The organism is Methylobacterium sp. 174MFSha1.1 (assembly GCF_900116815.1).
Classification (GTDB): Bacteria; Pseudomonadota; Alphaproteobacteria; order Rhizobiales; family Beijerinckiaceae; genus Methylobacterium.
This window is the reverse complement of the sequence record NZ_FPCB01000030.1, coordinates 41,573-67,933: the sequence shown is the minus strand read 5'-3', so window position 1 is coordinate 67,933 and position 26,361 is coordinate 41,573. Positions and strand designations below refer to the sequence as shown.

Below are 26,361 nucleotides of genomic sequence, written 5' to 3'. Positions count from 1 at the left end.
CGCCGGTCCTGGAGCAGAACGGGGTTTGGCCATGCGTGCCGACGACACGACCACCAGCGCGACCGGCATGAACCGGCGCCAGATCCTCGGCGGCGCGGCCGTCGGCCTCGCGGCTTCGGCGCTGCCCGATTCGCTCGCCCTGGCGCAAGGGGCCGACAAGGTCGACGTGCTGCTGATCGGCGGCGGCGTGATGAGCGCGACGCTGGGCGTGTGGCTGAACGAGCTGGAGCCGGGCTGGTCGATCCGGATGCTCGAGCGCCTCGACACGGTCGCGATGGAGAGCTCGAACGGCTGGAACAATGCCGGCACCGGCCACTCGGCCCTCGCCGAGCTGAACTACACGCCCGAGAAGAAGGGCAAGGTCGAGATCGCCAAGGCGGTCGAGATCAACGAAGCGTTCCAGGTCACGCGCCAGTTCCTGGCTTGGCAAGTCAAGAACGGCGTGCTGAAGGACCCCAAGACCTTCATCAACTACACGCCCCACATGAGCTTCGTCTGGGGTGACGACAACATCGCCTATCTCCGGAAGCGCTACGAGGCGTTGAAGGCGAGCCCGCTGTTTGCCGGGATGGAGTTCTCGACCGACCCCGAGCAGCTGAAGACGTGGGTCCCCCTGATGATGGAGGGGCGCGACCCGAACCAGAAGGTCGCCGCCACCTGGTCGCCGCTCGGCACCGACGTCGAGTGGGGCGAGGTCACCCGCCAGTACGTCGCCCACCTCCAGCGCCAGAAGACCTTCCGTCTCGACGTCTCGACCGAGGTCCAGGGCATCGCGAAGAACGCCGACGGCTCGTGGCGGGTCACCGCGCGCAACCTCAAGGACGGCTCGCGCCAGGCGGTCGACGCCAAGTTCGTGTTCATCGGCGCCGGCGGCGGCGCCCTGCACCTGCTCCAGGCCTCCGGCATCCCGGAGGGCGAGGATTATGCCGGCTTCCCGGTCGGCGGCTCGTTCCTGATCAACGAGAACCCGGATGTCGCGACGCTCCATCTCGCCAAGGCCTACGGCAAGGCCTCGGTCGGCTCGCCGCCGATGTCGGTGCCCCATCTCGACACACGGGTGCTCGGCGGCAAGCGCGTCCTGCTGTTCGGCCCCTTCGCGACCTTCTCGACCAAGTTCCTGAAGGAGGGCTCGTATCTCGACCTGCTCACCTCGACCACGACCAGCAACGTCTGGCCGATGATGCGGGTCGGCCTCGACGAGTTCCCGCTGGTGGAATACCTCGCCGGCCAGCTGATGCTCTCCGACGACGACCGCCTGGCGGCGCTGCGGGAGTACTTCCCCAATGCCAAGAAGGGCGAGTGGCGCCTGTGGCAGGCCGGCCAGCGCGTGCAGATCATCAAGCGCGACAAGGACAGGGGCGGCGTGCTGAAGCTCGGCACCGAGATCGTCAACGCGAAGGACGGCAGCATCGCCGCCCTGCTCGGCGCCTCGCCGGGCGCCTCGACGGCGGCGCCGATCATGCTCGAGGTGCTCCAGAAGGTCTTCGCGAAGAACGTCGCCACCCCCGAGTGGCAGGCGAAGATCCGCCAGATCGTCCCGAGCTACGGCCAGCGCCTCAACGACGATCCGGAGAAGGTGGCGCAGGCATGGGCCTATACCAGCGAGCAGCTGCAGCTGCCGGCCCCGCCGGCGATCGACCGCGGCCCGCTCAAAGCCACCCCGGTGAGCGATACGGTGCTCAACAGCAGCGACACCCCGGTGAAGGCGCCGGTGCACGATCTGGCGCCGTGAGGGGGCGCGGTTCGCGGGATCGCGCGGGCCGTGTAGCTTCCCGGCGTTAGAACAAGGCGCGGGTTTTTTCCCCTCCCCCCTCTGCGGGGGAGGGAGCCGGGCGGGAGAGGGGGCGCCGCTTCCGGACAAGGCGGAACCATTCTGAAGAGCGCCCCCTGGATCAGCGTCGCGGTCCCCTCTCCCGGCCCCTGCTGACGCAGGGACCACCCTCCCCCGCAGAGGGGGGAGGGTTCACGCGCGAGCCTCCAGCCTCTGCTTCACATCAGATCAAACGCCAACTCATCCGGCCGATGATCGAAGACCCCGCAGGTGCGCCGGTCCACCCGGGGGGCCATCCCACGCATCACCACCCGGCGGTCGGCCACCACGTAGCCGTCGACGCTGTAGGTAAAGGTGCCGCAGGCGCCGGCGAAGACCGTCGCTGTGCCCGAATAGGTGTTGCCGCGCCGCACGCCGTCGAACAGCAGGCTGCCGCTGCGGGCGCCGGCCTCCGCCATGCCGGGACGCGGCCGGTGATAGAAGAACCGCCGCCGCGCGCCGTCCGCCACCAGCACCATCACCGAATCGTTGTGGTCCCAGTACGACCCGCCCCGGGGTGCCGCGCCGAGGACCGCCTGCGGGGCCGGTGCGCTCGGGCCGCCGGAATGATTGTAGATGTGGACGTGGGTGGTGCCGCCGCTCTGGTTGATCTGCTGGTTGATGACCTGCGCCTGCGCGACGGAGCCGGCGCCCGCCGCGAGCGCGAGCGCGGCAAGACAGACGAAAGGGTCCCTGGTCATCGACAACGTCCTGAGTGTTGGAGGTCGACGCGAAATGTTCCGGCCCCAGGTCTATCCCGGCGCCAGGATGCACATCCCACGATGCAAGTCTTGAGCGAAAACATCCTACGGGGTTTCGCGCGGTCGGCAATCGCAGCCGCGATCCAGCCTTAAGGAAGACCGAAGGCCCGCCCGTAAAATCCGCGCCTTCGGGTCAGGGGATCGAGGAACGCCCGCCGGAGTCAGTCCCAGATGTCCGCGTTCAGAATCTCGTGCGCCAGCGCCCGGCTCGGCTCGCGGTGCAGGCCGGGGCCGGACAGGACGAACTCGACGTCGGCAAGGCGCGGCAGGTCGGCGTGGGAGAGCTCCTGCAACCCGTCCGGGATCAGGCTGCGGGGCTGCGCCATCAGGCCGACGCCGGCGAGCGCCGCGGCGCGCAGGCCGCTGAGGCTGGCACAGGTGCAGGTGATGCGGAAGGCCCGGCCCTCCTGGGTGAGGGCCGCCAAGGCCACCGCCCGGGTGATGCTGGGGGCCGGAAAGCTCGCGAGCGCCACCGGCTCGCCCCGCTCCGGCAGCGCCGTGGGGAGACCGACCCAGACCAATCGGTCGCGCCGCACCAGCATCCCTTGCGTCTCGCCGACATGGCGCTTGCCGAGGACGAGGTCGAGCTCGCCCCGCGCGAGCGCGTCGTGCAGGAAGCCGGTCAGCGCCACGCTCAGTTCGAGGTCGACCGACGGATAGGCCTCGCGGAAATCGCGCAGCACCTCCGACAGCCGGCTCTGCACGAAATCCTCCGAGGCGCCGAACCGCACCTTGCCGCGCACCGGACCGCCGGCGAGCGCCCGCTCCAGCCGCTCGTGCGCGTCGAGCACCGTGCGGGCGAAGCCGAGCACCGTCTCGCCCTCCGGGGTGAGGGCGACCGAATGGGTGTCGCGCGCCACCAGCCGGCGCCCGACCTGCGCCTCCAGGCGCTGGACGTGCTGGCTCACCGTCGACTGGCCGAGGCCGAGCTGCTCGGCCGCCCGGCTGAAGCTGCGGCTGCGCACCACCGCCGCCAGGGTGCGCAGCAGCACGGGATCGATCAGGCGGGTCATTTCGGGCGGATCATTTCAGGTAGGTCATGGCGGCTCTCCCCATCCTGCATGAGCAGAGGCCATGCTATCGCATCTCACGATAACTGTAATCCTGGGCGCCTCCGTACCCATCCGGCGCCGGTCCGATTAGGTAGGCGGGACCCTTCCAGACCTTCCGGCCCGCCATGCTCTCCCGCTTTCGTCCCGACACCTTCACGCTGATGATCGTCGGCGCCCTGATCCTCGGCAGCGTGCTGCCGGTGCAGGATCAGGCCGCCGAGTGGCTCAGCGTCTTCGCCAACGGCATGATCGCGCTGCTGTTCTTCCTGCATGGGGCGCGGATCGACCGGCAGACGGCGTTGGCCGGGCTGGTGCATTGGCGCCTGCACCTCGTCGTCTTCGCCTCGACCTTCGTGCTGTTCCCGATCCTCGGCCTCGCCGCCGGCCTGCTCAGCCCGACCCTGCTGACCCCGGCGCTCGCCGCCGGCGTGCTCTTCCTCTGCGTGCTGCCCTCCACGGTGCAATCCTCGATCGCCTTCACGTCGGTGGCGGGGGGCAACGTGCCGGCGGCGATCTGCTCGGCCTCGGCCTCGAACATCCTCGGCATGTTCATCACCCCGCTCCTCGTCGCGGTGCTGCTGAACACCCAAGGCAGCCACCACGGCTTCGACTGGGGGGCGGTGGGCAAGATCATGGCGCAGCTGCTGCTGCCCTTCGCCCTCGGCCAGCTGCTGCAGCCGCGGCTCGGCCCGTGGCTGACCCGGCACAAGCCGCTGACCATGGTGGTCGATCGCGGCTCGATCCTGCTCATCGTCTACATCGCCTTCAGCCACGCGGTGGTGACCGGCCTGTGGAGCCGCACGCCCCTGCCGGCGCTGGCCACCATGCTGGTCGTCGACCTGGTGCTGCTCGCGCTCGTGCTCGCGATCACGACCGCCGCGAGCCGCCTCCTCGGCTTCTCGAAGGAGGACGAGATCACCATCGTGTTCTGCGGCTCGAAGAAGAGCCTGGCCTCCGGCGTGCCGATGGCGAACGTGATCTTCTCCGGCCAGGATGTCGGCGGCGTCCTGCTGCCCCTGATGCTCTTCCACCAGGTCCAGCTGATGGCCTGCGCGGCGCTGGCCCGCCGCTACGCCGCGCGCCCGCAGCCGGTGCTGGCCGAGGAGGGCCCGGCCCGGGTCGGCGTCGCGCCCGCCGCGAAGCTCGCGGCGCGCTGAGTTGCAGGCGGCGTTGACGAAAGATTCACTCCGTCGCGCCATTCTCGACCAGAGCCAAGTTGCGTACCGGCTCTGTTGAGTGTCCGGCCCCGTCGCGCGTTCCGCGGCGGGGCCGCGCCGTTTCTCGGGTCTGTTCGACGGGAAGACTGTCGGACCTCATCCTCCGGTCTTTTTTAAGTCTTCATTCACCCTGTCGCTTCAGCCGGCGCACACCATCCCGCCGCTAACCTCCCGGGCGTCGTCACCCGAGGAGGCGCCCGATGGCCACGTTCGTCCTGCCGCGCCGCGATCTCGCCGCGGTGCCGGTCCTGTCGCTGCTGCGGGGCCTCGGCCACGCCCTGATGGCGGCGTTCATCTTCTTCGCCTGCTTCGCCTTCTCGGATACCTCGCCCTACGACATCGTGGCGATCCCGACGATCGTGCTCTGGGTCCTGCTCGGCGTGCGGCTCCACCGCGGCGCGGTGCCCGTGGTCCTGGTGCTGCTCGTCTTCGTGGGCGCCACGGTCGTCGCCCTGATGCCGTATCTCGACGAGGACCTCTCGGCGATCTGGACGGTGCAGCTCTGCTACCTCGCGATCACCGGCATCTTCTTCACGCTGTTCTTCTCGGACGGTACCGACCGCCGGGTCGAGGCCGCCCTCAAGGTCTACACCGCCAGCACGCTGCTCAGCGCAGTGCTCGGGATCGGCGGCTACCTCGAGCTGATCGGCAACGAGGACCTGTTCGCCAAGTACGGCCGCGCCGCCGGCACCTTCCAGGACCCGAACGTGTTCGGCTCGTTCCTGACGCTCGGCGCGCTCTACCTGATGCACAACCTGCTCACCGGGCGCGCCCGGCGTCCGCTCCTGTCGGGGCTCGGGCTCGGCATCCTGCTCGCCGGCGTGTTCCTGTCCTTCTCCCGCGGCTCCTGGGGCGGCACCCTGGTGGTGGCCGGCCTGATGGTGCTGATGGTCTACCGCACCAGCGCGCCGCGTTTACGCCGCCGCATCGTGCTGCTGGCGGCGCTCACGGCGGGGTTCGGGGCGGTGGCCCTCGTCGGCCTGCTCTCGGTCGGCACCGTCGGCGAGACCTTCGCCAAGCGCGCCGCCGTCACGCAGGATTACGACGAGGGCGAGACCGGCCGCTTCGGCAACCAGATTCGCGGCATCGGCATGCTGATCGAGGACCCGCTCGGCATGGGCCCCCTGCGCTGGCGCCGCACCTTCAACCTCGAGCCGCACAATTCCTATATCGGCGCCTTCTCCAACGGCGGCTGGGTCGGCGGCGTCGCCTTCGTGTTCCTGGTGCTGATGACGAGCCGGGTGGGCTTTCGGCTGATGAGCCAGGACACGCCCTACCGGCGCCACGCCCAGATCGTGTTTCCGGCCCTGCTGATGTTCTTCCTCCAGGCGATGCAGATCGACATCGAGAAGTGGCGCCACGTCTACATGATGCTCGGCATCGTGTGGGGGCTGGAGGCGGCGCGGGTCAGGTGGCTGGCGACCGGGGAGGCGTGAGGCGCCCTACGCGGCGAGTGTCCAGCCCCGCTCGGTCTCGCGCAGCCGCAAGTCCGTCCGCGGCTGCGGTTCCAGGCCGGCGAGGCGCTCGACCATGCGGCGCACCGAGCCGTCGCCGCCGACGTATTCCGCGTAGAGCGCCCGGAGCAGGTGATCGACCGGCCCGGGCACCGCCTGGCCGCGGGCCTTCTCGTAGCGGCGCAGGGTCTGTTCCGTCGTGCCGAGGAGTCCGGCGAGCGACCGCTGGCTCAGCTCCATCTCGATGCGCAGGAAGCGCAATTCGGCACCCGTGAGTGGTGCGCTCGCGTCGATCAGGCAGCGGCCGATCGCGGCGTGAAGGCCGTGCACATCCTCGATCGATACGGCAGGGCCGTGGCTCGTCTCCAGCAGGTTGAAGCCGTTCTCGAGGTGGACGTTGTCCAGGCCGCTCTCGACGTAGTGGTAAGCCATCGCGAACTCCTTCAGAACACGGTCACGACCAGCAGCCGACGTGGTAGCTCAAACTCCACGACGCAGGTCATCTCCTCCCCCGCGGCGTGCCGCGAGACGTTGCAGCGCCAAGCCCCGTTCGCGACCTGATACGGCCCTTCCGAGATCGAGCCCTTCAGCAGGCAATCCACGATCTGCTTGAACGAGATCACGCGCTGCCGACCGCGCTTACGGCCATGCGGCAGAACGAAGACGCGGGCGCTGTCCCGCGCGATCTCACGGATCAGCGCACGGGCGGCCGGGGCAGTGCGCGGCGCTGTGTCGTTCATGGACCTATCATTATGATAGGTCATTGCCTCGGTCAACGCGAGCGCAGGAAAGGGGCCATCCGCCCCGGCGGGGCTGGAGCCCAGGCGGATATCGGCCTATGTGGGCGCGAGCCCACGAACCCCACGCGCGCTTGCCCCTGCCGCCCGGCGGCACGCGCGCCGACCGATTCCTGCCTGCGAGACCCGATGTCCAAGCCCGCGAAGGCCGAGAAGGCCGCCACCCTCAAGCCCCGCCTGCCGCGCGGCCTCGTCGACCGCGGGCCGGCCGAGATCGCCGCCACCAACCGGATGCTGGACAAGATCCGCGAGAGCTTCGAGCTCTACGGCTTCGAGGCGGTGGAGACCCCGTTCATCGAGTATACCGAGGCGCTGGGCAAATTCCTGCCCGACCTCGACCGGCCGAACGAGGGCGTGTTCTCGTTCCAGGACGACGACGAAGCCTGGCTGTCGCTGCGCTACGACCTGACGGCGCCGCTCGCCCGCTACGTCGCCGAGCATTTCGATGCGCTCCCCAAACCCTATCGCAGCTACCGCGCCGGCTACGTCTTCCGCAACGAGAAGCCGGGCCCGGGCCGCTTCCGCCAGTTCATGCAGTTCGACGCCGACATCGTCGGGGCGCCGACCGTCGCGGCGGATGCCGAGATCTGCATGATGGCCGCCGACACCCTGGAGAAGGTCGGCATCGGCCGCGGCGACTACGTGGTGAAGGTCAACAACCGCAAGGTCCTCGACGGCGTGATGGAGGCGATCGGGCTCGGCGGCGACGACCAGGCCGGCCGGCGCCTCACCGTGTTGCGGGCGATCGACAAGCTCGACCGCCTCGGGCCCGACGGCGTGCGCCTGCTGCTCGGCCCCGGCCGCAAGGACGAGAGCGGCGACTTCACCAAGGGCGCCGGCCTGTCGGACGACGCGATCGAGCGCATCCTGCGCTACGTCGCGTTCCAGGCCGCCCCCACCGAGGGCGGCGACCGCCTCGCCTTCTGGGAAAACTTCTTCGGCGGCTGGAGCGAGGTGGTCGGGGAGTCCGAGACCGGGCGCCAGGGCATCGCCGAACTGCACACGATCATGAAGCTGTGCGAGGCGGCGGGCTACGGCCACGACCGGGTGCGGGCCGATCCGTCGGTGGTGCGCGGCCTCGAATACTATACCGGCCCGGTCTTCGAGGCCGAGCTGACCTTTCCCGTGGTCAACGAGGACGGCCAGACCGTGCGCTTCGGCTCGGTGGCCGGCGGCGGGCGCTATGACGGCCTCGTCGGCCGCTTCCGCTCGGAGCCGGTGCCGGCGACCGGGTTCTCGGTCGGCGTCTCGCGCCTGTTCTCCGCCCTCCAGGTGGTCCGCAGCCCGATCGTGTCGGGTCAGGCCGCCCCCGGCCCGGTGGTGGTGCTGGTGCTCGACCGCGAGGAGACCGCCGCCTACCAAGCCCTCGTCGCGGCCCTGCGCCAAGCCGGCATCCGCTCCGAGCTCTATCTCGGCGCCTCCGGCATGAAGGCCCAGATGAAGTACGCCGACCGCCGCGGCGCGCCCTGCGTCGTCATCCAGGGCAGCGACGAGCGGGCGAAGGGCGAGGTCCAGATCAAGGACCTGATCGAGGGCGCGAAAGCCGCCGACGCCATCGCCAGCAACGCCGAGTGGAAGGCCGCCCGGCCGGCCCAGTTCTCGGTGCCGGTGGACGAGATGGTCGCGCGGGTGCGCGAGGTGCTGGGGCGGCATTACGGTGGCTGAGGGTCGATACTCTTCGTAATTCGTAAGTTCGCCACCGGGTTGGGCGCGTTCGCCTCTCCCCGCGGGCGGGGAGAGGAGAGATCCGCGCCGCATCCGGCAACGTGGATACAACTCCACTCCGCACACCCCCACGGTCGCCAAGCCCGCCCGCGGCTGCTACAGGGCCGTCCGGATAGTGTAGGTGTTGGGACCAATGACGGGTAACGGAGCCGCGGCCCCCCGGCCGGCGGCGGCGCACGAGGCGCTCCTGGCGCTGTTCGAGGACCGGGGCTACGCGCGGGTCGAGCCGCCGGTGCTGCAGCCGGTCGAGCCCTTCCTGGAGCTGTCCGGCGAGGACATCCGGCGGCGCATCTTCATCACCCAGGACGGCGCCGGGGCGGAGCTCTGCCTGCGGCCCGAATACACGATTCCGGTCGGGCGCCATCACCGCGCCGTCGCCGACGGGCAGGCGGCCGATTACAGCTATCTCGGCCCGGTCTTCCGCCTGCGGGCGGCCGAGCCCGACGAGTTCCACCAGGCCGGCATCGAGTCGATCGGCCGGACCGACGTGCCGGCGGCCGATGCCGAGATCCTCGGGCTGGCCCTCGACGGGCTCGACCGGCTCGGGCATCGCGACCGGCAGGTGCGCCTCGGCGACATGGGGCTGATCACCGCGCTCCTCGACGCGCTGAACGTCCAGCCGGCGGCCAAGCGCCGGACGCTGCGGGCGGTGGCCGCCGGCCGCTCCCTCGACGAGATCGCGGTGCCGGTCTCGGTCGACGCGGCCCATGCCGGCCTGCTCTCGGCCATCCAGGGCCAGGACCCGCAAGGGGTGCGCGCCTTCGTCGAGGACGTGCTCGCCATCGCGGGCATCAGCCGGGTCGGCGGCCGCACCGCCGGCGAGATCGCCGAGCGCTTCCTCGCCAAGGCGGCGGCGCATGCCGAGGGCGGCGCCGGCCTCGGGGCCAAGGCCCGCGAGGTGCTCGATGCCTACCTCGCCCTCACCGGCGATCCCGATGCCGCGGCCCTCGCCGCCCGCGACCTCGCCCGCCGGGCCGGGCTCGACGATCCCCGGCTCGAGGCGGCGCTCGCCCTGTTCGAGGAGCGCAACGGCTTCATCGCCGCCCGCGGCCTGCCGCTGGAGCGCTTCGCGTTCACCGGCAGCTTCGCCCGCAACCTCGACTATTATACCGGCTTCATCTTCGAGGTCGCGCAGGACGGCGAGAAGCCGGTGGTCGGCGGCGGGCGCTACGACGGCCTGCTCCAGCATCTCGGCAGCCGGGACGCCCTGCCGGCGGTGGGCTGCTCGTTCTGGCTCGAACGCCTCGGGGGCGCGCGCTGATGACCGACACGACGAAAGCCGCTCCCCTCGACGGCCCGCTCGATGGCCCCCTCGTCCTGGCGGTGCCCTCGAAGGGCCGCCTGCAGGAGAACGCCGCCGCCTTCTTCGGCCGTGCCGGCCTGACGCTGGCCCAGACCAGCGGCGCCCGCGACTATCGCGGCCGTCTCAAGGGCGTCGACGGGGTCGAGGTGCGCTTCCTCTCGGCCTCCGAGATCGCCGGCCAGCTCGCGTCCGGTGCGGCGCATCTCGGCATCACCGGCGAGGACCTGATCCGCGAGACCCTGCCGGACGCCGCCGGCCAGGTCGAATTGCTGACGCCGCTCGGCTTCGGCCAGGCCACCGTGGTGGTGGCGGTGCCTCAGGCCTGGATCGACGTGCGCTCGATGAGCGACCTCGACGAGGTGGCGAGCGACATGCGGGTGCGCCACGGCAAGCGCCTGCGCATCGCCACCAAGTACGTCAACCTGACCCGCCGCTTCTTCTACGAGCACGGCGTCGCCGATTACCGCATCGTCGAGAGCCTGGGGGCCACCGAGGGCGCGCCGGCCTCCGGCAGCGCCGAGATCATCGTCGACATCACCACCACCGGCGCCACCCTGGCGGCGAACGCGCTGAAGATCCTCGACGACGGGGTGATCCTGCGCTCGGAGGCGAACCTCGTCGCCTCGCTCGCCGCCTCCTGGAGCGAGACGCCGCGGCGCGCCGTGCAGGCGGTGCTCGGCCGCATCAGCGCCGAGGAGCGGGCCCGCACCACCCGCGAGGTCCGTGCCGGCATGCCGGCCTCCGGCGAGATCGACCTCGCGGCCCTCGCCGCCCTGCACGAGGCCGAGTTGCCCTACGGCGCGCCGGAGGGGCGCGGCGAGATCGTGCTGCGCTGCCCTGCGGATGCGGTGTTCGGGCTCGCCGACGCGCTGGTCCGGGCCGGGGCGCAGGCGGTGAGCGTGCGGCGGATCGACTACGCCTTCGCGGCGGAGAACCCGCTGGTGGAGCGGTTGTTGGGGCGGTTGTCGTAGATCGTCCGGGGTCTGCCCGTGCTACGATCAGGGGATCGGACATCGGCGCAACCCGGCGATGACGGATCGGCTGCGGCAAGCGGCGGCGGCGCTGGAAAGGCTGCCGCCCGAAATGCGCGATGAGTTCGCGCGGGCGCTTCTCGCCTCTGTGCGGGGATGGCGATCGTGGCGAGGTCGAGCCTGAGGACATCGATCCCGACCATCTCGCAGTCGTGCTCGACGGCATGGCTCAGGCGGAGCGGGGGCGCTCGCTGTTGGCGATGCCTGTGTGACGTCGTGAAGGCTGCCTTCGATCGCGCTCGGTCATGAGCATGCATTCATCGTCACGTTCACGAGGATGGTCGCACAGAAGGCCCTCGCCATTCGTGGTGAAAGGCCGGGCGAACCGTGCGATGATGGCAGCCTGCCGCTGGCCGTATCGTCGACCACGAGGATACATAAGCAATGACAATGCTTTTGGACAAGGCCGTGGAAGCTCTGCGTCGCCTGCCGCCGAATACGCAGGATACGATGGCGCAAGCGATCCTCTTATTGGCCCAGGACGATGTCCTGGCAGATATCGCGCCGGAGCATCTGTCTTACATCCTGGAAGGTTTGGCGGAAATCGAGCGCGGCGAGTTCGCGACTGACGAGGAGGTGGAGGCAGCGTTTCGAAGCTTCGAACGGTGAAGCTGCGCCTCTCGTGGCGAGCGCGTCGCGATATCGATGCGATCGGCCGTGACATCAGCGCCCATGACCCGGTCGCTGCCAAGCGTGTGGGCGACGCGATCCGCTCGGCGCTGACGATGCTGACTGTGCACCCGCAGGCCGGACGCATGGTCGGGAAAGGCCTGCATCGGTTTGCGGTACCGCGCCTGCCCTACCTGATCTTCTACAAAGTGGATGTGGTGGCCGATGCCGTGCAGATCGTCACCATCCGCCACGCCGCCCGCCGGGAGGAGCACTGACGAAGGCCGTCAGTGCTCCCAAAAAAGCTTACTCCGCCGCCTCGACGAACACCGTCCCGGCCCGCGGCAGGTTCAGCGCGTCCCATACCTCGACCAGCGCTTCGCGGAGCGCCGCGATCTGCGCCTCGCCGTGGAACGGGGAGGGGGTGATGCGCAGGCGCTCGGTGCCGCGGGGCACGGTGGGATAGTTGATCGGCTGGATGTAGATGCCGTGGCGCTCCAGCAGCCGGTCGGCCGCCGCCTTGCAGGCCTCCGCGTCGCCGACCATCACCGGGACGATGTGGGTGTCGGTGGCGAGCACCGGCAGGCCGGCATCGAGGAGGGCGGCCTTGGTGCGGGCGGCCTGGCGCTGGTGCGCCTCGCGCTCGGCACCCGACCGCTTCAGGTGGCGGATCGACGCGACGGCGGCGGCGGCGATCGCCGGGGGGAGGGCGGTGGTGAAGATGAAGCCGGGCGCGTGGCTGCGCACCGCGTCGCAGAGCGCCGCCGAGCCGGTGATGTAGCCGCCGACGCAGCCGAAGCCCTTGGCGAGCGTGCCCTCGATCACGTCGACCCGGTGCATCACCCGGTCGCGCTCGGCGATGCCGGCGCCGCGCGGGCCGTAGAGGCCGACGGCGTGGACCTCGTCGAGATAGGTCATGGCGCCGTAAGCTTCGGCGAGGTCGCAGATCTTCCCGATCGGCGCGACGTCGCCGTCCATCGAGTAGACGCTCTCGAAGGCGATCAGCTTCGGCCGGTCGCCGGCCGCGATCAGCAGCTCCTCGAGATGGGCGAGGTCGTTATGGCGAAAAATCTGCTTGTCGCAGCCCGACTGGCGCACGCCCTCGATCATCGAGTTGTGGTTGAAGGCATCGGACAGGATCAGGCAGTCCGGGATCAGCCGGGCGATCGTCGAGATGCCGGCCTGGTTCGAGACGTAGCCGGAGGTGAAGACGAGGCCCGCCTCCTTGCCGTGCAGGTCGGCGAGCTCGCGCTCCAGGTCGACGAGCGGCGAGTTGTTGCCGGCGATGTTGCGGGTGCCGCCGGCGCCGACGCCGCAGCGCTGCGCGGTCTCGGTGAGCGCGGCGACCACCGAGGGGTGCTGGCCCATGCCGAGATAGTCGTTCGAGCACCACACGGTGATCTCGCGGGTGCCGGCGCCGCTGCGCCACAGGGCGGTGGGAAAGCGGCCGTTGATGCGCTCGATGTCGGCGAAGACGCGGTAGCGGCGCTCGTCGTGCAGGCGCGCGAGCGCGCCGCGGAAGAGGGCCTGGTAATCGGTCGCGCCCTGAACGGTGTCGGGGCGGGTCTCGGGCCGGGTCTCGGGCATCGTGGTCCTTCGCGGTCTGGCCGGATGGGCATCCGGGGGCGGGACCGGGCCTGACCCCGGGGAGGAGCCGGTCCGCGCGGCGGATGGCCGAATCGCCGATCCATCGCTGGTCGCGCCTTGATCTCGCTCAAATGCGACGGCTTTGTCTTTGGAAAAAGTCGAGGGCGAGGCGGGCGTTCTGACTCCTCTCGCACGGTCACGGAAGCGGGAAATTGGTCATGGCGACGAAGGGTCGCGCGCGATGAGCGGGCAGGGCGAGGGAGCCCGGCAGGACGACCGGCAAGGGACTCGCGACGCGACGCGCGACGAGCGGCTGAAGGCGGCGCTCCGCGAGAACCTGCGCCGCCGCAAGGCGCAGGTGCGGGGCCGCGAGGCGGCCGAGCCGGCGCCGGACGCGCCCGCGGATCGAAAGGCCGGGGATGAGCGTTGACGCCCAAGCGTAGCGGTAGCATCGCTGCGGTGCAATAAAGCAGGTTTCGGAATCACGAGGCGCGCCGGTCCGGCGCGCGGGACGCGCCGCGGGCGCGAGGGACGTTGTCACCATGGATCGCATCCACATCGTCGGCGGCCAGCCGCTTCACGGCATCATCCCGATCTCGGGCGCCAAGAACGCGGCCCTGCCGCTGATGATCGCCAGCCTGCTCACCGGCGAGACGCTGGAACTGTCGAACGTGCCCCGGCTCGCCGACGTCGCCTCGCTCCTGCGCATCCTCGGCAACCACGGCGTCGACCACATGGTGGTGGGCAAGCGCCCGGGCCAGACCACCGAGGCCGGCCAGACCATCCGGCTCACCGCCTCGAACGTCATCGACACCACGGCGCCCTACGACCTCGTCTCGACCATGCGGGCGAGCTTCTGGGTGATCGCGCCGCTGCTCGCCCGCTTCGGCGAGGCGCGGGTGTCGCTGCCGGGCGGCTGCGCGATCGGCACGCGCCCGGTCGACCTGCTGCTGATGGCGCTGGAGACGCTGGGCGCCACGATCGAGATCGACGGCGGCTACGCGGTGGCGCGGACGAAGAACGGGTTGCGCGGCGGCGAGATCAAGTTCCCGAAGGTCACGGTCGGCGGCACCCACGTCGCCCTGATGGCGGCGGTGCTGGCCCACGGCACGACCGTGATCGAGAACGCCGCCCGCGAGCCGGAGGTGGTGGACCTCGCCGCCTGCCTGTCGCGGATGGGCGCGCGGATCGAGGGCGCCGGCACGCCGCGCATCGTGATCGAGGGCGTCTCGCGCCTCTCCGGCGCCCGCCACGCCGTACTGCCCGACCGGATCGAGACCGGCACCTACGCCATGGCGGTGGCGATGACCGGCGGCGACGTGACGCTCGAAGGGACCCGGGCCGACCTCCTGCACAGTGCGCTGGACATCCTGGCCACCACCGGCACCGAGGTGACGCCGCTCGATCACGGCATCCGGGTGCGCCGCAACGGCCACGGCGTGGCGGCGGTGGACGTCACCACCGATCCGTTCCCGGGCTTCCCGACCGACCTCCAGGCCCAGTTCATGGCCCTGATGACCAAGGCCAAGGGCCAGTCGCGCATCCGCGAGACGATCTTCGAGAACCGCTTCATGCACGTGCAGGAGCTGGCCCGCCTCGGCGCGAAGATCCGGCTGGAGGGCGACGTCGCGGTGGTCGAGGGGGTCGAGCGCCTCAAAGGGGCTCCCGTGATGGCGACCGACCTGCGCGCCTCGGTGTCGCTGGTGATCGCCGGCCTCGCCGCCGAGGGCGAGACCCAGATCAACCGGGTCTACCACCTCGACCGTGGCTTCGAGGCGCTGGAGGCCAAACTCGTGCGCTGCGGCGCCGAGATCCGGCGCGAGCGGGTGTGACGATCCCCGGGGACGGTCCCGCCTCCGGCGGGGCCATCCCCGGCGGCTACTTCCGGTAGACCGCCACCGCGCTGCCGTCGGTCAGCAGGAACACGATCCCGGCCTCCCGGAGCGCCGCGACGGCGGTCCGGCGGGTGCGGGAGGTCAGGGCCTCGCCGTCATCCTCCAGGCGGCGGACCGAGGAGAGCGAGAGGCCGCTCCGGGCGGCGAGATCCTGCATCGACCAGCCGAGCAGGGCGCGGGCGGCGCAGAGATGCCGGCCGCCGATCCCGCTCTCGAATCCCTGCTGCACCGGCTCGTCCATCGCCGCATTCATCGGGCCGTCGAGGCGCGAGGCCATGATCGCCCAGGTGCGGATCGCGTCGGTCTCGTCGCGCAGGGGCGCGTAGGCGAAGCGGAAGCGGGCCTCCCCGCCCTCGGCGAGGCGCAGCACCTTGCCCATCACGAAGGGCCGGCCGGCCTGCAGCAGCGTGCGCACCTGCTCGCGCGCCCGCGGCCGGTCGCCCGCGGCGATCACCCGGCAGCAATCCTCACGGTACTCCTCCTGCGTCAGGCCGGTCAGGGCCAGCACCTCCTGCGAGCCGACGCGCTGCGCGGGATCGTCGATCGCCGCGTGGGTCCAGGACTGGGTCTGCTCGAACAGGGCCCGGCGGCGGCGGCGCTCCTCCGCCTGCACGGCGGCCAGGCGCTCGCGGTCGGTGACGTCCAGCACGGTGCCGGCGGCGGCCCGCGGCCGTCCGTCCGGGTCGTGGTAGACCTCGCCGCGGAATGACAGGATGCGCAGCGACCCGTCCGGCCGGATCACCCGCACCGTGCCGTCGGGCAGGGTTCCGGTCTGGATCGTCTGCGCCGCCGTGGCGAGGTCGAAGCGGTCGTCCGGGTGCACCATCGCCAGGAGGGTGGCGTAGCTCGGCCGGATTGCCCCGGGGTCGAGGCCGAGCAGGCGGTACAGGCCGGGCGACCAGACGTGCTCGTCGGTGGCGAAGGTCCAGCCCCAGCTGCCGGTCAGCCCGCGGATCTCGAGCAGCCGCAGGAAGTCCCGCGACGAGAAGGCGGGCCGGTCCGGCACACCGGGAAGAGGGGGAGACATGCGGCGATCCTGACAGCCGTGCGATGCTGGTTCGGAGTCAAGTCGACTCTCCGGCAGAGCAGCGTCCTGGCCAGACCAGCCGGCCACGACGCGACGTCAACGCGAGACTGTCACGTACGCTGCATGCGTATCACCGTTAGGTCAAGCTGCCGCCTCCGCCAGCCGCGTCCGCTCGGCGGCGAGCCGGGTCACCGCGGCGAAATCGACCTTGCCGGAGCCGAGCTGCGGCAGCTTGTCGACCGTCACGATCTCGGCCGGCACGGCGAGTTCGCTCATCCCGCTGACGCGGGCGCGGGCCTGGAAGGCGGCGCGGGTCGCGTCCGCCTTCTCGGTCACCAGCACCAGGCGCTCGCCCTTGCGCGGATCCGGCAGGGCCGCGACGGCGCTCGCGGCCTCCGGGTAGAGTTCGGCGGCCAGCGCCTCGACGGCCGACAGCGAGATCATCTCGCCGGCGACCTTGGCGAAGCGCTTGGCCCGGCCGCGGATGGTGACGAAGCCGTCCGCGTCGATCGTCACGATGTCGCCGGTGTCGTGCCAGCCCTCGGGCGGGGCTTCGAGCACGCCGGGATTCTCGGCCCTGAGATAACCCAGCATGACGTTGGGGCCGCGCACGAACAGGCGCCCGCCTTCCGCGACGCCGGGCACCGGCTCCAGCCGCGCCTCCATCCCGGGCATGATCCGCCCGACCGTGCCGAAGCGGTTGAACATCGGCGTGTTGAGGGCGAGCACCGGCGCCGTCTCGGTGACGCCGTAGCCCTCCAGGATCCGCAGGCCGAACTTCTCCGCGTAGGCCTTGCGGGTCGCCGGCTTCACCGGCTCGGCCCCGGCCAGGATGTAGCGCAGCGAGCGGAAATCGTAGGCGTGGGCGACGCGGGCATAGCCGGCGAGGAACGTGTCGGTGCCGAACAGGATGGTCGCGTTCGAGCCGTAGACCAGCTCGGGCACGATCCGGTAGTGCAGCGGCGAGGGGTAGAGGTAGACCGGCACGCCGGAGACCAGCGGCAGCACCAGCCCGACGGTGAGCCCGAACGAGTGGAACACCGGCAGGACGTTGAACACCTTGTCGGTGCGGCCGAAATCGATCCGCGCCTGGGCCTGGGCGGCGTTGGCCAGCATGTTCCGGTGGGAGAGTACCACGCCCTTCGGCGTGCCCTCGCTGCCCGAGGTGAACAGGATCGCCGCCGGGTCGTCGGGCTGGCGCGGGTGGAGCGCCTGGCGCCAACTGATGAGGCCGCGCAGCTTGTCGAGCCGGCCGACCTGCCCGCGGACATCCTCCAGGTAGACGATGGTCAGGCTCTCAGCGAGCGCCTCCAGGAGCGCGTCGAGGCGGCCCTTCTGCACGAAGGCCCGGGAGGTGACGATCGTGTCGACCTCCGCCGCCTTGCAGGCGTTGAGGATGTTGGTCGGGCCGGCGGTGAAGTTGATCATCGCCGGCACCCGGCCCGCCGACATCAGCCCGAGCACCGTGACGGCGGCGGCGTTGGCGTTCGGCAGCATCACGCCGATCGCCCGGCCCCGCGGCGCCAGCGGCCCGAGCTTCCCCCCCAGCACCCGGGCGCCGATCAGCAGGCGGCGATAGGTGAGCGTGCCGGAGACCGGATCCTCGACGGCGACGCGGGCCGTCCCCTCGCGCTCGGCCGCCTGGACCACCGCGTCGAACACCGTGCGGTCGGTCGGCGCGGTGCGGAAGATCAGGTCCGACATCACGCCGTAGAGGGCGGCGCCCGCCGCCTGGCGGCGGGCCTTGCCCTTGAGCGCGGGATCGACGTCGAGCCGCACCGGCTCCAGCACCGTCACGGTGAATTTCGGCCACCAGCGCCGGCGCACCTGGGCCCGGGACAGGCGCGAGAACGCCGTCCGCTCCGGCCCCTCGATCTTCACCGGCACGACCGGCACGCCGGACTTGTCGGCGATGAGGCCGGCGCCGTCATAGACCTTCATCAGGCTGCCGGTGACGGTGAGCCGCCCCTCGGGGAAGATGATCAGCGTCTCGCCGGACTTCACGGCGTTGATGAGGGTGCGCGTCGCCATCGGCTTCGTGGGATCGAGGGGCAGCGCCCGGGTGAGCCACAGGAACGGGCGCACCCACCATTTCTGCGCGATGGTGTGGTCGATGGCGAAGGTGGGGTCGCGCTCGGTCAGCGACAGGGCGAGGCCGGCATCAAGGAAGCTGACGTGGTTGAGGGCGATGATGGCGTTCGGCCCCGCCTTCTCGACGTTCTCGATGCCCCGCACCTCCAGCCGGTAGAAGGCCCGGAACAGGATCGACAGGAAATCGCGAAAGCCGCTGGTCGGCAGGACCAGGAGGATCGCGATGCCGGCGAGGAGGTTGGCGATGCCGACGATCAGGAACTGGCCCGCCGAGGACAGGCCCGCCTTCTGCAAGCCCGCGAGACCGACGGCGCCGAGCACGATGAGGGCGGCGGCGAGCACGTTCGAGGCGGCGATGACCCGGGCGCGGCGCTCCTTCGGGGTCCAGGCCTGGAGCGCGGCGAAGGACGGCACGATGAACAGGCCGGCGGCCGCGGCCAAAAGCACGAAGTCGAGGGCGATCCGGGCGCCGCGCCAGGACCCCAGGAAATCGAGGGCGCCGACGGGCGAGGAGGGCGGCACGCTGGTGGCGGCGACGTGCGCCAAGTCGAGGGAGACGAGGCCCATGACGAGCGCGGCGACCGGCGTCGGCAGCATCACGATCCGCCCGGCGCAGAGCCAGGAGGCGAGGCCGGAACCGAGCGCCACGCCGACCGAGAACATGGCGAGCAAGGCCGTCACCACGGTCTCGTCGCCGCCGAAGGTGCCCTTGACGAGGGCCGGCAGCAGGGCCAGCACCACGGCGCCGACGAGCCAGAACCAGCTCGTGATGACGCCGGTGCGCCACAGCCGCGTGTCCTCGTAGAGGTCGCGCATCAGGCTGCCCGTCGAGCGCAGCACGTTGCGGTCGACGGTGAGGTAGGGAGCCGCCTCGCCGGTCTTCGGGATCGCGAGGCTGGCGAGCCAGCAGAGGACCGCGAAGCCCATCACCAGGAGGCCGAAGGCGTGCGCCCCGCCATGGGTGACGGCGAGGCCCCCCGCGATGGTGCCGGTGAGGATGGCGAGGAAGGTCGCGGCCTCGATGAGCGCGTTGCCGGCCGGCAGCTCGGCGCGGGCGAGGTGGTCGGGCAGGATGCCGTACTTGATCGGCCCGAACAGGGCCGCGACGATCCCGAACAGGACGAGGGCCACGAACAGGATCGGTACCGAGGCGAGCCAGAAGCCGAGCACCGCGACGCCCGCCGCCACGATCTCGGCCGCCTTGAGGCGGCGCGCGATGTAGGCCTTGTCGTAGCGGTCGGCGAGCTCGCCGCCTAACCCTGAGAGGAAGAAGAACGGCGCGATGAAGGCCGCGCCGGCCAAGGTCACCAGGGCCGCCGAGCCGCCATCCGCCCCGCCGCCGACCCCGCCCGCCCCGAACATGATCAGGAACACCAGGGCATTCTTGAGGAAGTTGTCGTTGAAGGCGGAGAAGAACTGGCACCAGAACAGGGGCGCGAAGCGCCGGCTGGCCATCAGCTTTCCGGACATGGAGGGCGTTCCTCGCTCGGTGACGGGTGGGCGGACGAGCCGGGCGCCGCCGCGCCAGGAGACGCAGCCCTTAGCCGGTAAACCCTAACCGGCTTTGCTGCCGCGGTCTCGGGGTGATCCGAAGGCCGGCGATCCGACGACTGGCGATCCGATGTCGGGAAGCCGGCCGCCCGGAGGGCGACGGGCTATTCCTTGCCCATCTCCATCAGCAGGCGCTCGGCCCGGGCATCCTCGATCCGGTTGACGAGGCGCTTGCCCTCGTGGACGTCGCGTACGGTCTTGACCAGGGTGATGCAGGACTGGACCAGCATCGTCACCCCCATGGCGAGATAGGCCTTGGTCCAGAGGTCGAGGGGCAGGAACAGGATGCCGCCGGCCACCATGGTGGCGGCGCCGATGAAGGAGGCGTAGGTGAAGGCCACCCAGGCGGAGGTGTGCTGCGGGGTCTGCGGGGTCATGGATGGGGTTTCCTCAGGAGCGTGAGACGGGGGGCGGGTCGCGCTCAGGCGGCGCCGGTCGGGGTCTGGGCTTGGGACTGGGCGTTGGTCCGGGCCTCGGCTTTCGCCCGCAGGCGCTCCATCACGCGGCCGGCACTCGGCCGGGTGCGCGGGCCGAAGCCGGCCTCCTCCAGGCGCTCGCTCAGGGATTCGGGCGTCGCCGCCTCGATGATCGCCAGGGCCTCGTCGGAGGCGGCGTCCGCGGCCTGGGCCTCGCGCAGGCGCCGCAGGGTGGCCTGCGCCTCGGCGAGCGCCGCCGGGCTGCCCAGCCCCTGCCCGCGCCGGGCCCGCAGGCGGTGCACCGCCTCCGCCGCCCGGGCGATGCGCTGGCCGCGCTCCAGTTCGGCGAATTGCCGGCCGCCCTTGCGCACGGCCCGGCGCAGGGCCGCGACCTCCGCGGCGTAGGCCGCACGGCTCGCCTCGAGGGCTTGCGCCTCCTCCTCCATCTCGGCCAGGGCCTCGGCGGCCTCGGCCGCCAGGTCCTCGCGCCCGCCGGCGAGAGCCGCGACGGCGCTTCCCTCCAGCTCGGCGATCCGGGCGGCGAGCGCGGCCTGCCGCTTGGCGTCGGCCGCCTCCCGGGCGAGGGCGAGCCCGAGCGTCCGGCGGCTGTCGTCGAGGGCGGCGGCCGCGTCGCGCAGCTGCTGCTCCAGGATCAGGAAGGCGTGCTGGTCGTGAAGGTCCTCGGCGGCCCTGGCGGCGGCGCCCCGGACGAGGGTGGAGAGGAGGTTGAGCATCTTAGGCTCCGTGAGCATCTTGGCTCCGCTGGCGTGAACGTTGTTCACGAACGCAAGTTTCCACAGCTCTGAACGGTGTTCAAGCGCGAATTTGAACGGCGTTCACGAGCGTTTTCAGGCAGGTGCGAAAACGCACGCGAGAGGCGACGGACGGGATGCGCAACGACGAGAGGCGGGAGCGGTTGCGGACGGCCCTGATCGACGCCGCGGAGGCCGCCATCGCGGCCGGGGGCCTGTCGGCCCTGAAGGCGCGCGACCTCGCCCGGGATGTCGGCTGCGCGCTCGGCGCGATCTACACGGTGTTTCCCGACCTCGACGCCCTGATCCTCCGGGTGAACCTGCGCACGCTCGCCCTGTTCGAACGGGCAATCACCGCGGTGCCGATCGCGCCCGAGCCGGTGGGGAAGGCGACGCCGGCCGAGCGGGACGCGGCGGTGGAGACCCTGGTGCGGCTGGCGGTGGCCTACCTGCGCTTCGCGGCGGGCCATCCGGCGCGCTGGCGCGCCCTGTTCCAGCACCGGGTCACGCACGCGCTGCCGGACTGGTACCTCGTCGAGCAGGTGCGCCTGTTCCGCTACATCGAGGCACCTTTGCGGGTGCTGCGGCCCGATCTGCGGGACCGCGAGCGGGCGCTGCTCGCCCGCTCGCTGTTCTCCGCCACCCACGGCCTCGTCAGCCTCGGCCTCGACGAGAAGCTGATGGTGCTGAGCGAGCCGGTCCTGCGCGGGCAGATCGAGATCGTGGTGGGGGCGCTGGGGCGGGGATTGGCGGGGGAGTGAGGTGGGTTGTCTCTTCTCCGCTCAGCCGCTTGGGCGCGACCTTCCCGCTTCACAGGGTCATTCCGGGGCCGCGCCAGCGGAGCCCGGAATCCAGACGCTCAGGTCTTTCCGACGCGAGCGGCACGCATCCCGCCATGATCTGCATCACCTGCGGTTCTGGATTCCGGGCTCCGCTGACGCGGCCCCGGAATGACGCCGAGGGTGTCAGAGCCGATGCGTCGATCGGTAGGGCCGCACTCCTACCACGCCACCGTCTCCCCCCGATATTCCAGGTACACGCAGCCCCGCTGCCCGAGCCGTCCCTCGACCACCGCCACCATCCCCTCGGCGCTGGTGGCGACGTCGATGTCGGCCTCCGGGCCGCCCATGTCGGTGCGCACCCAGCCCGGATGCATCAGCACCGTGCCGAAGGGCGCGTCGCCGTGGCGGGCGGAGAAGGAGCGGGCCAGCGTGTTGAGGGCGGCCTTGCTCGCCCGGTAGCTCTCCCAGCTGCCGCCCTCGTTGAGCGAGACGCTGCCGAGGATCGAGCTCATCAGCACCATCAGGCCGCCGGGGGCGACCCGGTCGGCGAAGGTCTCGGCGAAGCGGATCGGGCTCACCGCGTTGGTCTCGTAGACCTTGAGCGCCGTCGCCCGGTCGCCCTGCGGCAGCGGCACGTGGGCGCCGTCGGCGACGCCCGCCACCACGAACACCACGTCGAAGCTCTGGCCCGCGAGGTCGTCGTGCAGGCGCGCCACGCCCGCGTCGTCGTCGATGTCGACCCGCGCGAGGGCGGGCGCGACGGGGCTCAAGGCGGCGAGCGCCGGCGCCTCGCCCCGTGAGGTGGCGGTGACGGCCCAGCCGCGGGCGAGGAAGACCCGCACCAGCCCGAGCCCCAGGCCCCGCGAGGCCCCGACGATCAGCGCGCTGCGTTCCTGCTGGGCCATGGCGGACATCTCCCGTGTCGGTTCCGGTGCGGGGAGAAGTAGGGCCCGCGCGACCGTGGCAAGCAGTCCGTGGCAAGCGGTCCTGGGCAAGCGGTCCGGGGCCGAGCCCTCAGGCCGCGTCGGCCGTCCGCGGCGCGCTCCACCGCTCCACCGTCGCCAGGAGCTCGTCGGGCCGGAACGGCTTGCCGACATGGTCGTCCATGCCGGCGGCGCGGAACTGGGCGACCTGCTGCGGCAGCACGTTGGCGGTGAGCGCCACGATCGGCAGGCGGCTCGCAGGGGCGCCCAGCGCCCGGATGTGGCGCGTCGCGGTCAGCCCGTCCATGCCGGGCATCTGCACGTCCATCAGCACCACGTCGTACCCGCCCGCCTGCAGGGCCGAGACCGCCTCGGCGCCGTCGCCCGCCACGCTCACGGCGTGGCCGCGGCGCTCCAGGATGGCGCGGGCGATGTCCTGGTTGATCGGGCTGTCCTCGACGAGGAGGACCCTGGCCGGGCGCGCGAGCGGCGCGAGCGGGGGCCGCTCCCGGGCCGGGTCCTCTTCGGCGGCGGCCGCCAGCGGCACGGTGAACCAGAAGGTCGAGCCGGCGCCCGGCCGGCTCTCGACCCCGATCGTGCTGCCCATGGCCTCGACCAGCTGCCGGCTGATCGCCAGGCCGAGGCCGGTGCCGCCGAAGCGGCGCCGGATCGAGCCGTCGACCTGGCTGAAGCGCTGGAAGAGCTGCCCGAGGCGGTCGGCCGGGATGCCGATTCCGGTATCGCTGACCGAGACCCGCAGGGCGTGGCGCCCGCACGTGAGCGGCGTGCTCGCGAGGTGCAGGGTGACGCGTCCCGCCGGCGTGAACTTGATCGCGTTGTTGACGAGGTTGAGCAGCACCTGGCGCAGCCGGTTCGGGTCGCCGACGAGGCGTGAGGCGAGGCCCGGCGCCGTCTCGACGATCAGTGCGAGGCGCTTGGCGTCCGCCGCGGTCCGGACGATCGCGACCGCGCCGTCGGCCAGGGCCGCCGGCCCGAAGGGCTGCGGGTCGAGGTCGATCTGCCCGGCCTCGATCTTCGAGAAGTCGAGGATGTCGTTGACCACCGTCAGCAGGGCCTGCCCCGCCTCCTGGATCCGCGCGGCGCTGCGGCCCTGGACCGGCGACAGGTCGCCCGCCCGGACCAGCAGCTCGGCGTAGCCGATCACGCCGTTCAGCGGCGTGCGGATCTCGTGCGACATGGTGGCGAGGAACTCGGTCTTGGCGGCGCTCGCCGCCTCCGCCTGGACCCTGGCCGCCTCGGCGACGCGGTTGGCCTCCAGGACGGCGAGCTCGCGCCGCTTGCGCTCGGTCACGTCCGAGAAGGTGCGGATCGCCCCGCCCTCGGCGAGGCGCACGGTGCGCACCTCGAGCACGGTGCCGTCGGGCCGCGTGCGCTCGTAGACCGGCGGGGCGCCGAGGAGGTCGCCCCTGAGTGCGAGCCAGGGCGCGCGCTCCGCCGCGGCGTCGCCGAACTCGCCGCTCGCGCTCTGCCAGGCGACGAGCTCGGCCAGGGTCGGGTGGCCGTGGCGGTACTCCGGCGGCAGGCCGAGGAGGTCGATCGCCCGCTCGTTGCAGAGCTGGACGATCCCGGCGGCGTCGATCAGCAGCACGCCCTGGTCCATGTTGGCCAAGGTCGCGTCGAGCAGGGCCTTCTTGCGCTGCAGGGCCGCCTCGGCCTCGCGGCGCGCCGTGATGTCGGTGAGGGTGCGCAGCACGCCGCCATCGGCGGTCGGCGCGTTGTGGACCTCGAGGATCGTGCCGTTCGGCCTAGTGCGCTCGTAGCGCGCGCCGATCACCGCGAGGTCGCCGACCGAGATCGCGTGCTCGAAGGCCGGATCGACCCCCGCATACTCTCCGGCCGCCGTCAGCACCCGCCGCATCTCCGCCCGCGACGGCCGCGCCGCCAGGAAGGCCGGGTCGAGGTCGAGGAGCTCGGCGAGCCGGCGGTTGGTGACGGCGACCCGCCCCTGCGCGTCGACCATGATCAGGCCCTGGTCCATCGCGTCGAGGGTCGTCGTGAGCACCGCCTCCTTCGCGACGAGTTCCCGGGTGCGCGCGGCGATGCGGTCCTCGAGGTCGGCGTTGCTCTTGCGCAGGGCGTCCGCCTGCCGCTGCAGGATCGCGGAAGTCTGCGCCAGCACCGCCCCGACCTCGTTCACCTCCCGGATCGGCGTCACCGGCATCCGCAGGGTGACGCCGCGGCTGAGGTCGTCCGCCGCCCGCGCCAGCAGCGCCTTGGCGAGCAGGATCCGGCGGCCGACGAGCAGCGAGGCGATCAGGGCGATCAGCGACAGGCCGAGGATCACCGGCGCCAGCACCAGCACGGAGGTGACGAAGGGCGCGCGCAACGCCGCCTGCTCGATGCCGATCGTCACCACCCAGCCCGAGAGGGCGGAGCGGTGATGGGTGCCGAAGACCGGGATGCCGCTGAGGTTGCGGCCCCACCATTGCCCCGTCGTCCCGGAGACCGAGCGGAAGCCCGGCAGCGGCTTGCCGGCCGCCGCCGCGGTGTCGACCGACCGGCCGATGATGATCCCGTTCCGGTCGGCGACCGAGCCGGAATAGGGCGCGGAGACGCCCGCGCCCCGCAGGAACTCGCCGAAGAGCGGCGCCGGCAGGGTGGCGTTCAGGAAGTAGGCGAGCGCCCCGCCGTGCCGCACCGGCACCGTGACGACGACGATCGGCTGGCCGGTGACGGTGCCGGCGACGAGGTCGGAGATCGCCGGCGCGCCGGTCTCCCGCACCACCCGGTCGTTGTCGATGACCGCCCGGGGCAGGGGGGTTCCCCAGGGCAGCCGCGTGTTCACGCGCTGCTGCCCGTCGGCGTCGCGCAGCACGACGTTGATGCCCTGCAGGCGCACCAGTTCCCGGGCCTGGCGGTCGAACCGGGCGAAATCCCCGTGCTCCAGGGCCGGCGAGGTCGCGAGCGCCTGCAGCATCGCGATCTGGCCGCTGAGGAAGCGGTCGATCTGCTCGACCGCGTGGGCGTTGAGGGTCGCGGTCCGCTCCTCCATCCGCGCCCGCTCGGCCTGGACCCAGTGATGCGCGATCAGCCCGATGATGAGCAGCGCCGGCACCAGCAGGGCGACCGCCAGGGCCGCGACATGCGTGCGCAGCAGGCGCGCGCGGAACCCGGACGGTCCGGCCCCGCGCGTCGCGCAATGTTCGTGATCGGACACTCGTCTCTACCGGCCAAACCGTTCTTGCGCCCGTCGCAAGCCGATCGTCTACGTGAGAGAAGACTGTAGAACGTTGTCCTTGGTAAGGCGATAACCGTTATGCATCGCCTGATCTTCGCGGCTGGGCGGGTGGCGTGCGGACTAATCCACTCGGCGGGACGATATAGGCTGCATGATCAGTCCGGACTTAGGCCCAAGAGCTATCTCGAAGCGTGTTTAGCTTTCTCGACAGTATTGGTACCCTCTGCGTCATTCCGGGGCCGCGCAGCGGAGCCCGGAATCCGGACACTCAGGTGTTTCCGACGCAAGCGGAACGATCTCCGCTTGATCCTGAACCATCCGCGGTTCTGGATTCCGGGCTCCGCTATCGCGGCCCCGGAATGACCCGGAGGGTGTCAAG

22 protein-coding genes are annotated in these 26,361 nt (G+C 71.3%); 11 read left to right on the top strand and 11 right to left on the bottom strand.

The window, feature by feature from the left end; all coding sequences use genetic code 11:
- Positions 1-31 precede the first annotated feature (31 nt).
- Entirely contained in the window at positions 32-1,732 is a 1,701-nt protein-coding gene (gene mqo, locus BM430_RS24215) for a malate dehydrogenase (quinone) (RefSeq protein WP_093569796.1), read from the top strand.
- A 257-nt stretch (positions 1,733-1,989) separates the two neighbouring features.
- Here mqo and BM430_RS24210 read toward each other — a convergent pair whose 3' ends face one another.
- The gene (locus BM430_RS24210; RefSeq protein ID WP_093569795.1) at positions 1,990-2,511 is read right to left on the bottom strand and encodes a hypothetical protein; all 522 of its coding nucleotides are present in this window, start codon (positions 2,509-2,511) and stop codon (positions 1,990-1,992) included.
- A 221-nt stretch (positions 2,512-2,732) separates the two neighbouring features.
- A complete protein-coding gene (locus tag BM430_RS24205) occupies positions 2,733-3,584 on the bottom strand; it encodes a LysR substrate-binding domain-containing protein (protein WP_093569794.1) in 852 nt (283 codons plus the stop codon).
- 164 nt (positions 3,585-3,748) lie between these two features.
- On the opposite strand from BM430_RS24205, the gene BM430_RS24200 reads away from it, so the two are divergent.
- Positions 3,749-4,780, top strand: a complete 1,032-nt coding sequence (locus BM430_RS24200) for a bile acid:sodium symporter family protein (RefSeq protein ID WP_093569793.1) — start codon at positions 3,749-3,751, stop codon at positions 4,778-4,780.
- 260 nt (positions 4,781-5,040) lie between these two features.
- Positions 5,041-6,276, top strand: coding sequence for an O-antigen ligase family protein (locus tag BM430_RS24195; RefSeq protein WP_093569792.1), 1,236 nt, complete (start codon positions 5,041-5,043; stop codon positions 6,274-6,276).
- Positions 6,277-6,282: 6 nt separating this feature from the next.
- On the opposite strand, the gene BM430_RS24190 is transcribed toward BM430_RS24195, so the two are convergent.
- Together BM430_RS24190 and BM430_RS24185 are read right to left on the bottom strand one after the other, a co-directional pair.
- Complete coding sequence (locus BM430_RS24190; protein WP_093569791.1) at positions 6,283-6,726, bottom strand: helix-turn-helix domain-containing protein; 444 nt, start codon at positions 6,724-6,726, stop codon at positions 6,283-6,285.
- A gap of 11 nt (positions 6,727-6,737) precedes the next feature.
- The gene (locus BM430_RS24185) at positions 6,738-7,034 is read right to left on the bottom strand and encodes a DUF4258 domain-containing protein (RefSeq protein WP_093569790.1); all 297 of its coding nucleotides are present in this window, start codon (positions 7,032-7,034) and stop codon (positions 6,738-6,740) included.
- 186 nt (positions 7,035-7,220) lie between these two features.
- On the opposite strand from BM430_RS24185, the gene hisS reads away from it, so the two are divergent.
- The 5 genes from hisS to BM430_RS24160 all read left to right on the top strand — a co-directional run bounded on the left by hisS (position 7,221) and on the right by BM430_RS24160 (position 12,037).
- Complete coding sequence (gene hisS, locus BM430_RS24180; RefSeq protein WP_093569789.1) at positions 7,221-8,756, top strand: histidine--tRNA ligase; 1,536 nt, start codon at positions 7,221-7,223, stop codon at positions 8,754-8,756.
- Between the two features lie 193 nt (positions 8,757-8,949).
- Positions 8,950-10,077, top strand: a complete 1,128-nt coding sequence (locus BM430_RS24175; protein WP_093569788.1) for an ATP phosphoribosyltransferase regulatory subunit — start codon at positions 8,950-8,952, stop codon at positions 10,075-10,077.
- Positions 10,077-11,090 (top strand): ATP phosphoribosyltransferase, encoded by a 1,014-nt coding sequence (gene hisG / locus BM430_RS24170; protein ID WP_093569787.1) that lies wholly within the window; start codon positions 10,077-10,079, stop codon positions 11,088-11,090. The genes BM430_RS24175 and hisG overlap by 1 nt, the downstream gene beginning before the upstream one ends.
- Before the next feature lie 444 nt (positions 11,091-11,534).
- Positions 11,535-11,759: a hypothetical protein gene (locus BM430_RS24165; RefSeq protein WP_093569786.1), complete on the top strand. Its 225-nt coding sequence runs from the start codon at positions 11,535-11,537 to the stop codon at positions 11,757-11,759.
- Complete coding sequence (locus tag BM430_RS24160) at positions 11,756-12,037, top strand: type II toxin-antitoxin system RelE/ParE family toxin (protein WP_093569785.1); 282 nt, start codon at positions 11,756-11,758, stop codon at positions 12,035-12,037. The genes BM430_RS24165 and BM430_RS24160 overlap by 4 nt, the downstream gene beginning before the upstream one ends.
- Before the next feature lie 28 nt (positions 12,038-12,065).
- On the opposite strand, the gene hemA is transcribed toward BM430_RS24160, so the two are convergent.
- A complete protein-coding gene (hemA, locus tag BM430_RS24155) occupies positions 12,066-13,346 on the bottom strand; it encodes a 5-aminolevulinate synthase (protein WP_093569784.1) in 1,281 nt (426 codons plus the stop codon).
- A 241-nt stretch (positions 13,347-13,587) separates the two neighbouring features.
- On the opposite strand from hemA, the gene BM430_RS24150 reads away from it, so the two are divergent.
- Positions 13,588-13,776: a hypothetical protein gene (locus BM430_RS24150; protein ID WP_093569783.1), complete on the top strand. Its 189-nt coding sequence runs from the start codon at positions 13,588-13,590 to the stop codon at positions 13,774-13,776.
- A 112-nt stretch (positions 13,777-13,888) separates the two neighbouring features.
- Positions 13,889-15,178, top strand: a complete 1,290-nt coding sequence (murA, locus tag BM430_RS24145) for a UDP-N-acetylglucosamine 1-carboxyvinyltransferase (protein WP_093569782.1) — start codon at positions 13,889-13,891, stop codon at positions 15,176-15,178.
- A gap of 46 nt (positions 15,179-15,224) precedes the next feature.
- On the opposite strand, the gene BM430_RS24140 is transcribed toward murA, so the two are convergent.
- The 4 genes from BM430_RS24140 to BM430_RS24125 all read right to left on the bottom strand — a co-directional run bounded on the left by BM430_RS24140 (position 15,225) and on the right by BM430_RS24125 (position 21,060).
- On the bottom strand, positions 15,225-16,268 hold the full coding sequence (locus BM430_RS24140; RefSeq protein WP_093569781.1) for a PAS domain-containing protein: 1,044 nt from the start codon (positions 16,266-16,268) through the stop codon (positions 15,225-15,227).
- 141 nt (positions 16,269-16,409) lie between these two features.
- Complete coding sequence (locus BM430_RS24135) at positions 16,410-19,829, bottom strand: acyl-[ACP]--phospholipid O-acyltransferase (protein ID WP_093569780.1); 3,420 nt, start codon at positions 19,827-19,829, stop codon at positions 16,410-16,412.
- A 185-nt stretch (positions 19,830-20,014) separates the two neighbouring features.
- Entirely contained in the window at positions 20,015-20,287 is a 273-nt protein-coding gene (locus BM430_RS24130; RefSeq protein ID WP_048436865.1) for a YiaA/YiaB family inner membrane protein, read from the bottom strand.
- A gap of 44 nt (positions 20,288-20,331) precedes the next feature.
- On the bottom strand, positions 20,332-21,060 hold the full coding sequence (locus tag BM430_RS24125; protein WP_093569779.1) for a PspA/IM30 family protein: 729 nt from the start codon (positions 21,058-21,060) through the stop codon (positions 20,332-20,334).
- A gap of 155 nt (positions 21,061-21,215) precedes the next feature.
- Between BM430_RS24125 and BM430_RS24120 the strand changes: the two genes are divergently transcribed.
- Complete coding sequence (locus tag BM430_RS24120) at positions 21,216-21,839, top strand: TetR/AcrR family transcriptional regulator (RefSeq protein WP_093569778.1); 624 nt, start codon at positions 21,216-21,218, stop codon at positions 21,837-21,839.
- 239 nt (positions 21,840-22,078) lie between these two features.
- Here the strand turns inward: BM430_RS24120 and BM430_RS24115 are convergent, their stop codons facing one another.
- Together BM430_RS24115 and BM430_RS24110 are read right to left on the bottom strand one after the other, a co-directional pair.
- A complete protein-coding gene (locus BM430_RS24115) occupies positions 22,079-22,765 on the bottom strand; it encodes an SDR family NAD(P)-dependent oxidoreductase (protein WP_093569777.1) in 687 nt (228 codons plus the stop codon).
- A 109-nt stretch (positions 22,766-22,874) separates the two neighbouring features.
- Positions 22,875-25,961 (bottom strand): PAS-domain containing protein, encoded by a 3,087-nt coding sequence (locus tag BM430_RS24110; RefSeq protein WP_093569776.1) that lies wholly within the window; start codon positions 25,959-25,961, stop codon positions 22,875-22,877.
- Positions 25,962-26,361: the final 400 nt, after the last annotated feature.

Coding starts and splice junctions, on each gene's coding strand:
- hemA (WP_093569784.1), bottom strand. CDS start 13,346: ATGCCCGAGACCCGGCCCGAGACCCGCCCCGACACCGTTCAGGGCGCG.
- BM430_RS24135 (WP_093569780.1), bottom strand. CDS start 19,829: ATGTCCGGAAAGCTGATGGCCAGCCGGCGCTTCGCGCCCCTGTTCTGG.
- BM430_RS24125 (WP_093569779.1), bottom strand. CDS start 21,060: ATGCTCAACCTCCTCTCCACCCTCGTCCGGGGCGCCGCCGCCAGGGCC.
- BM430_RS24165 (WP_093569786.1), top strand. CDS start 11,535: ATGACAATGCTTTTGGACAAGGCCGTGGAAGCTCTGCGTCGCCTGCCG.
- mqo (WP_093569796.1), top strand. CDS start 32: ATGCGTGCCGACGACACGACCACCAGCGCGACCGGCATGAACCGGCGC.
- hisS (WP_093569789.1), top strand. CDS start 7,221: ATGTCCAAGCCCGCGAAGGCCGAGAAGGCCGCCACCCTCAAGCCCCGC.
- BM430_RS24210 (WP_093569795.1), bottom strand. CDS start 2,511: ATGACCAGGGACCCTTTCGTCTGTCTTGCCGCGCTCGCGCTCGCGGCG.
- BM430_RS24140 (WP_093569781.1), bottom strand. CDS start 16,268: ATGTCTCCCCCTCTTCCCGGTGTGCCGGACCGGCCCGCCTTCTCGTCG.
- BM430_RS24175 (WP_093569788.1), top strand. CDS start 8,950: ATGACGGGTAACGGAGCCGCGGCCCCCCGGCCGGCGGCGGCGCACGAG.
- BM430_RS24120 (WP_093569778.1), top strand. CDS start 21,216: ATGCGCAACGACGAGAGGCGGGAGCGGTTGCGGACGGCCCTGATCGAC.
- BM430_RS24150 (WP_093569783.1), top strand. CDS start 13,588: ATGAGCGGGCAGGGCGAGGGAGCCCGGCAGGACGACCGGCAAGGGACT.
- BM430_RS24190 (WP_093569791.1), bottom strand. CDS start 6,726: ATGGCTTACCACTACGTCGAGAGCGGCCTGGACAACGTCCACCTCGAG.
- BM430_RS24205 (WP_093569794.1), bottom strand. CDS start 3,584: ATGACCCGCCTGATCGATCCCGTGCTGCTGCGCACCCTGGCGGCGGTG.
- BM430_RS24195 (WP_093569792.1), top strand. CDS start 5,041: ATGGCCACGTTCGTCCTGCCGCGCCGCGATCTCGCCGCGGTGCCGGTC.
- murA (WP_093569782.1), top strand. CDS start 13,889: ATGGATCGCATCCACATCGTCGGCGGCCAGCCGCTTCACGGCATCATC.
- hisG (WP_093569787.1), top strand. CDS start 10,077: ATGACCGACACGACGAAAGCCGCTCCCCTCGACGGCCCGCTCGATGGC.
- BM430_RS24130 (WP_048436865.1), bottom strand. CDS start 20,287: ATGACCCCGCAGACCCCGCAGCACACCTCCGCCTGGGTGGCCTTCACC.
- BM430_RS24115 (WP_093569777.1), bottom strand. CDS start 22,765: ATGGCCCAGCAGGAACGCAGCGCGCTGATCGTCGGGGCCTCGCGGGGC.
- BM430_RS24185 (WP_093569790.1), bottom strand. CDS start 7,034: ATGAACGACACAGCGCCGCGCACTGCCCCGGCCGCCCGTGCGCTGATC.
- BM430_RS24200 (WP_093569793.1), top strand. CDS start 3,749: ATGCTCTCCCGCTTTCGTCCCGACACCTTCACGCTGATGATCGTCGGC.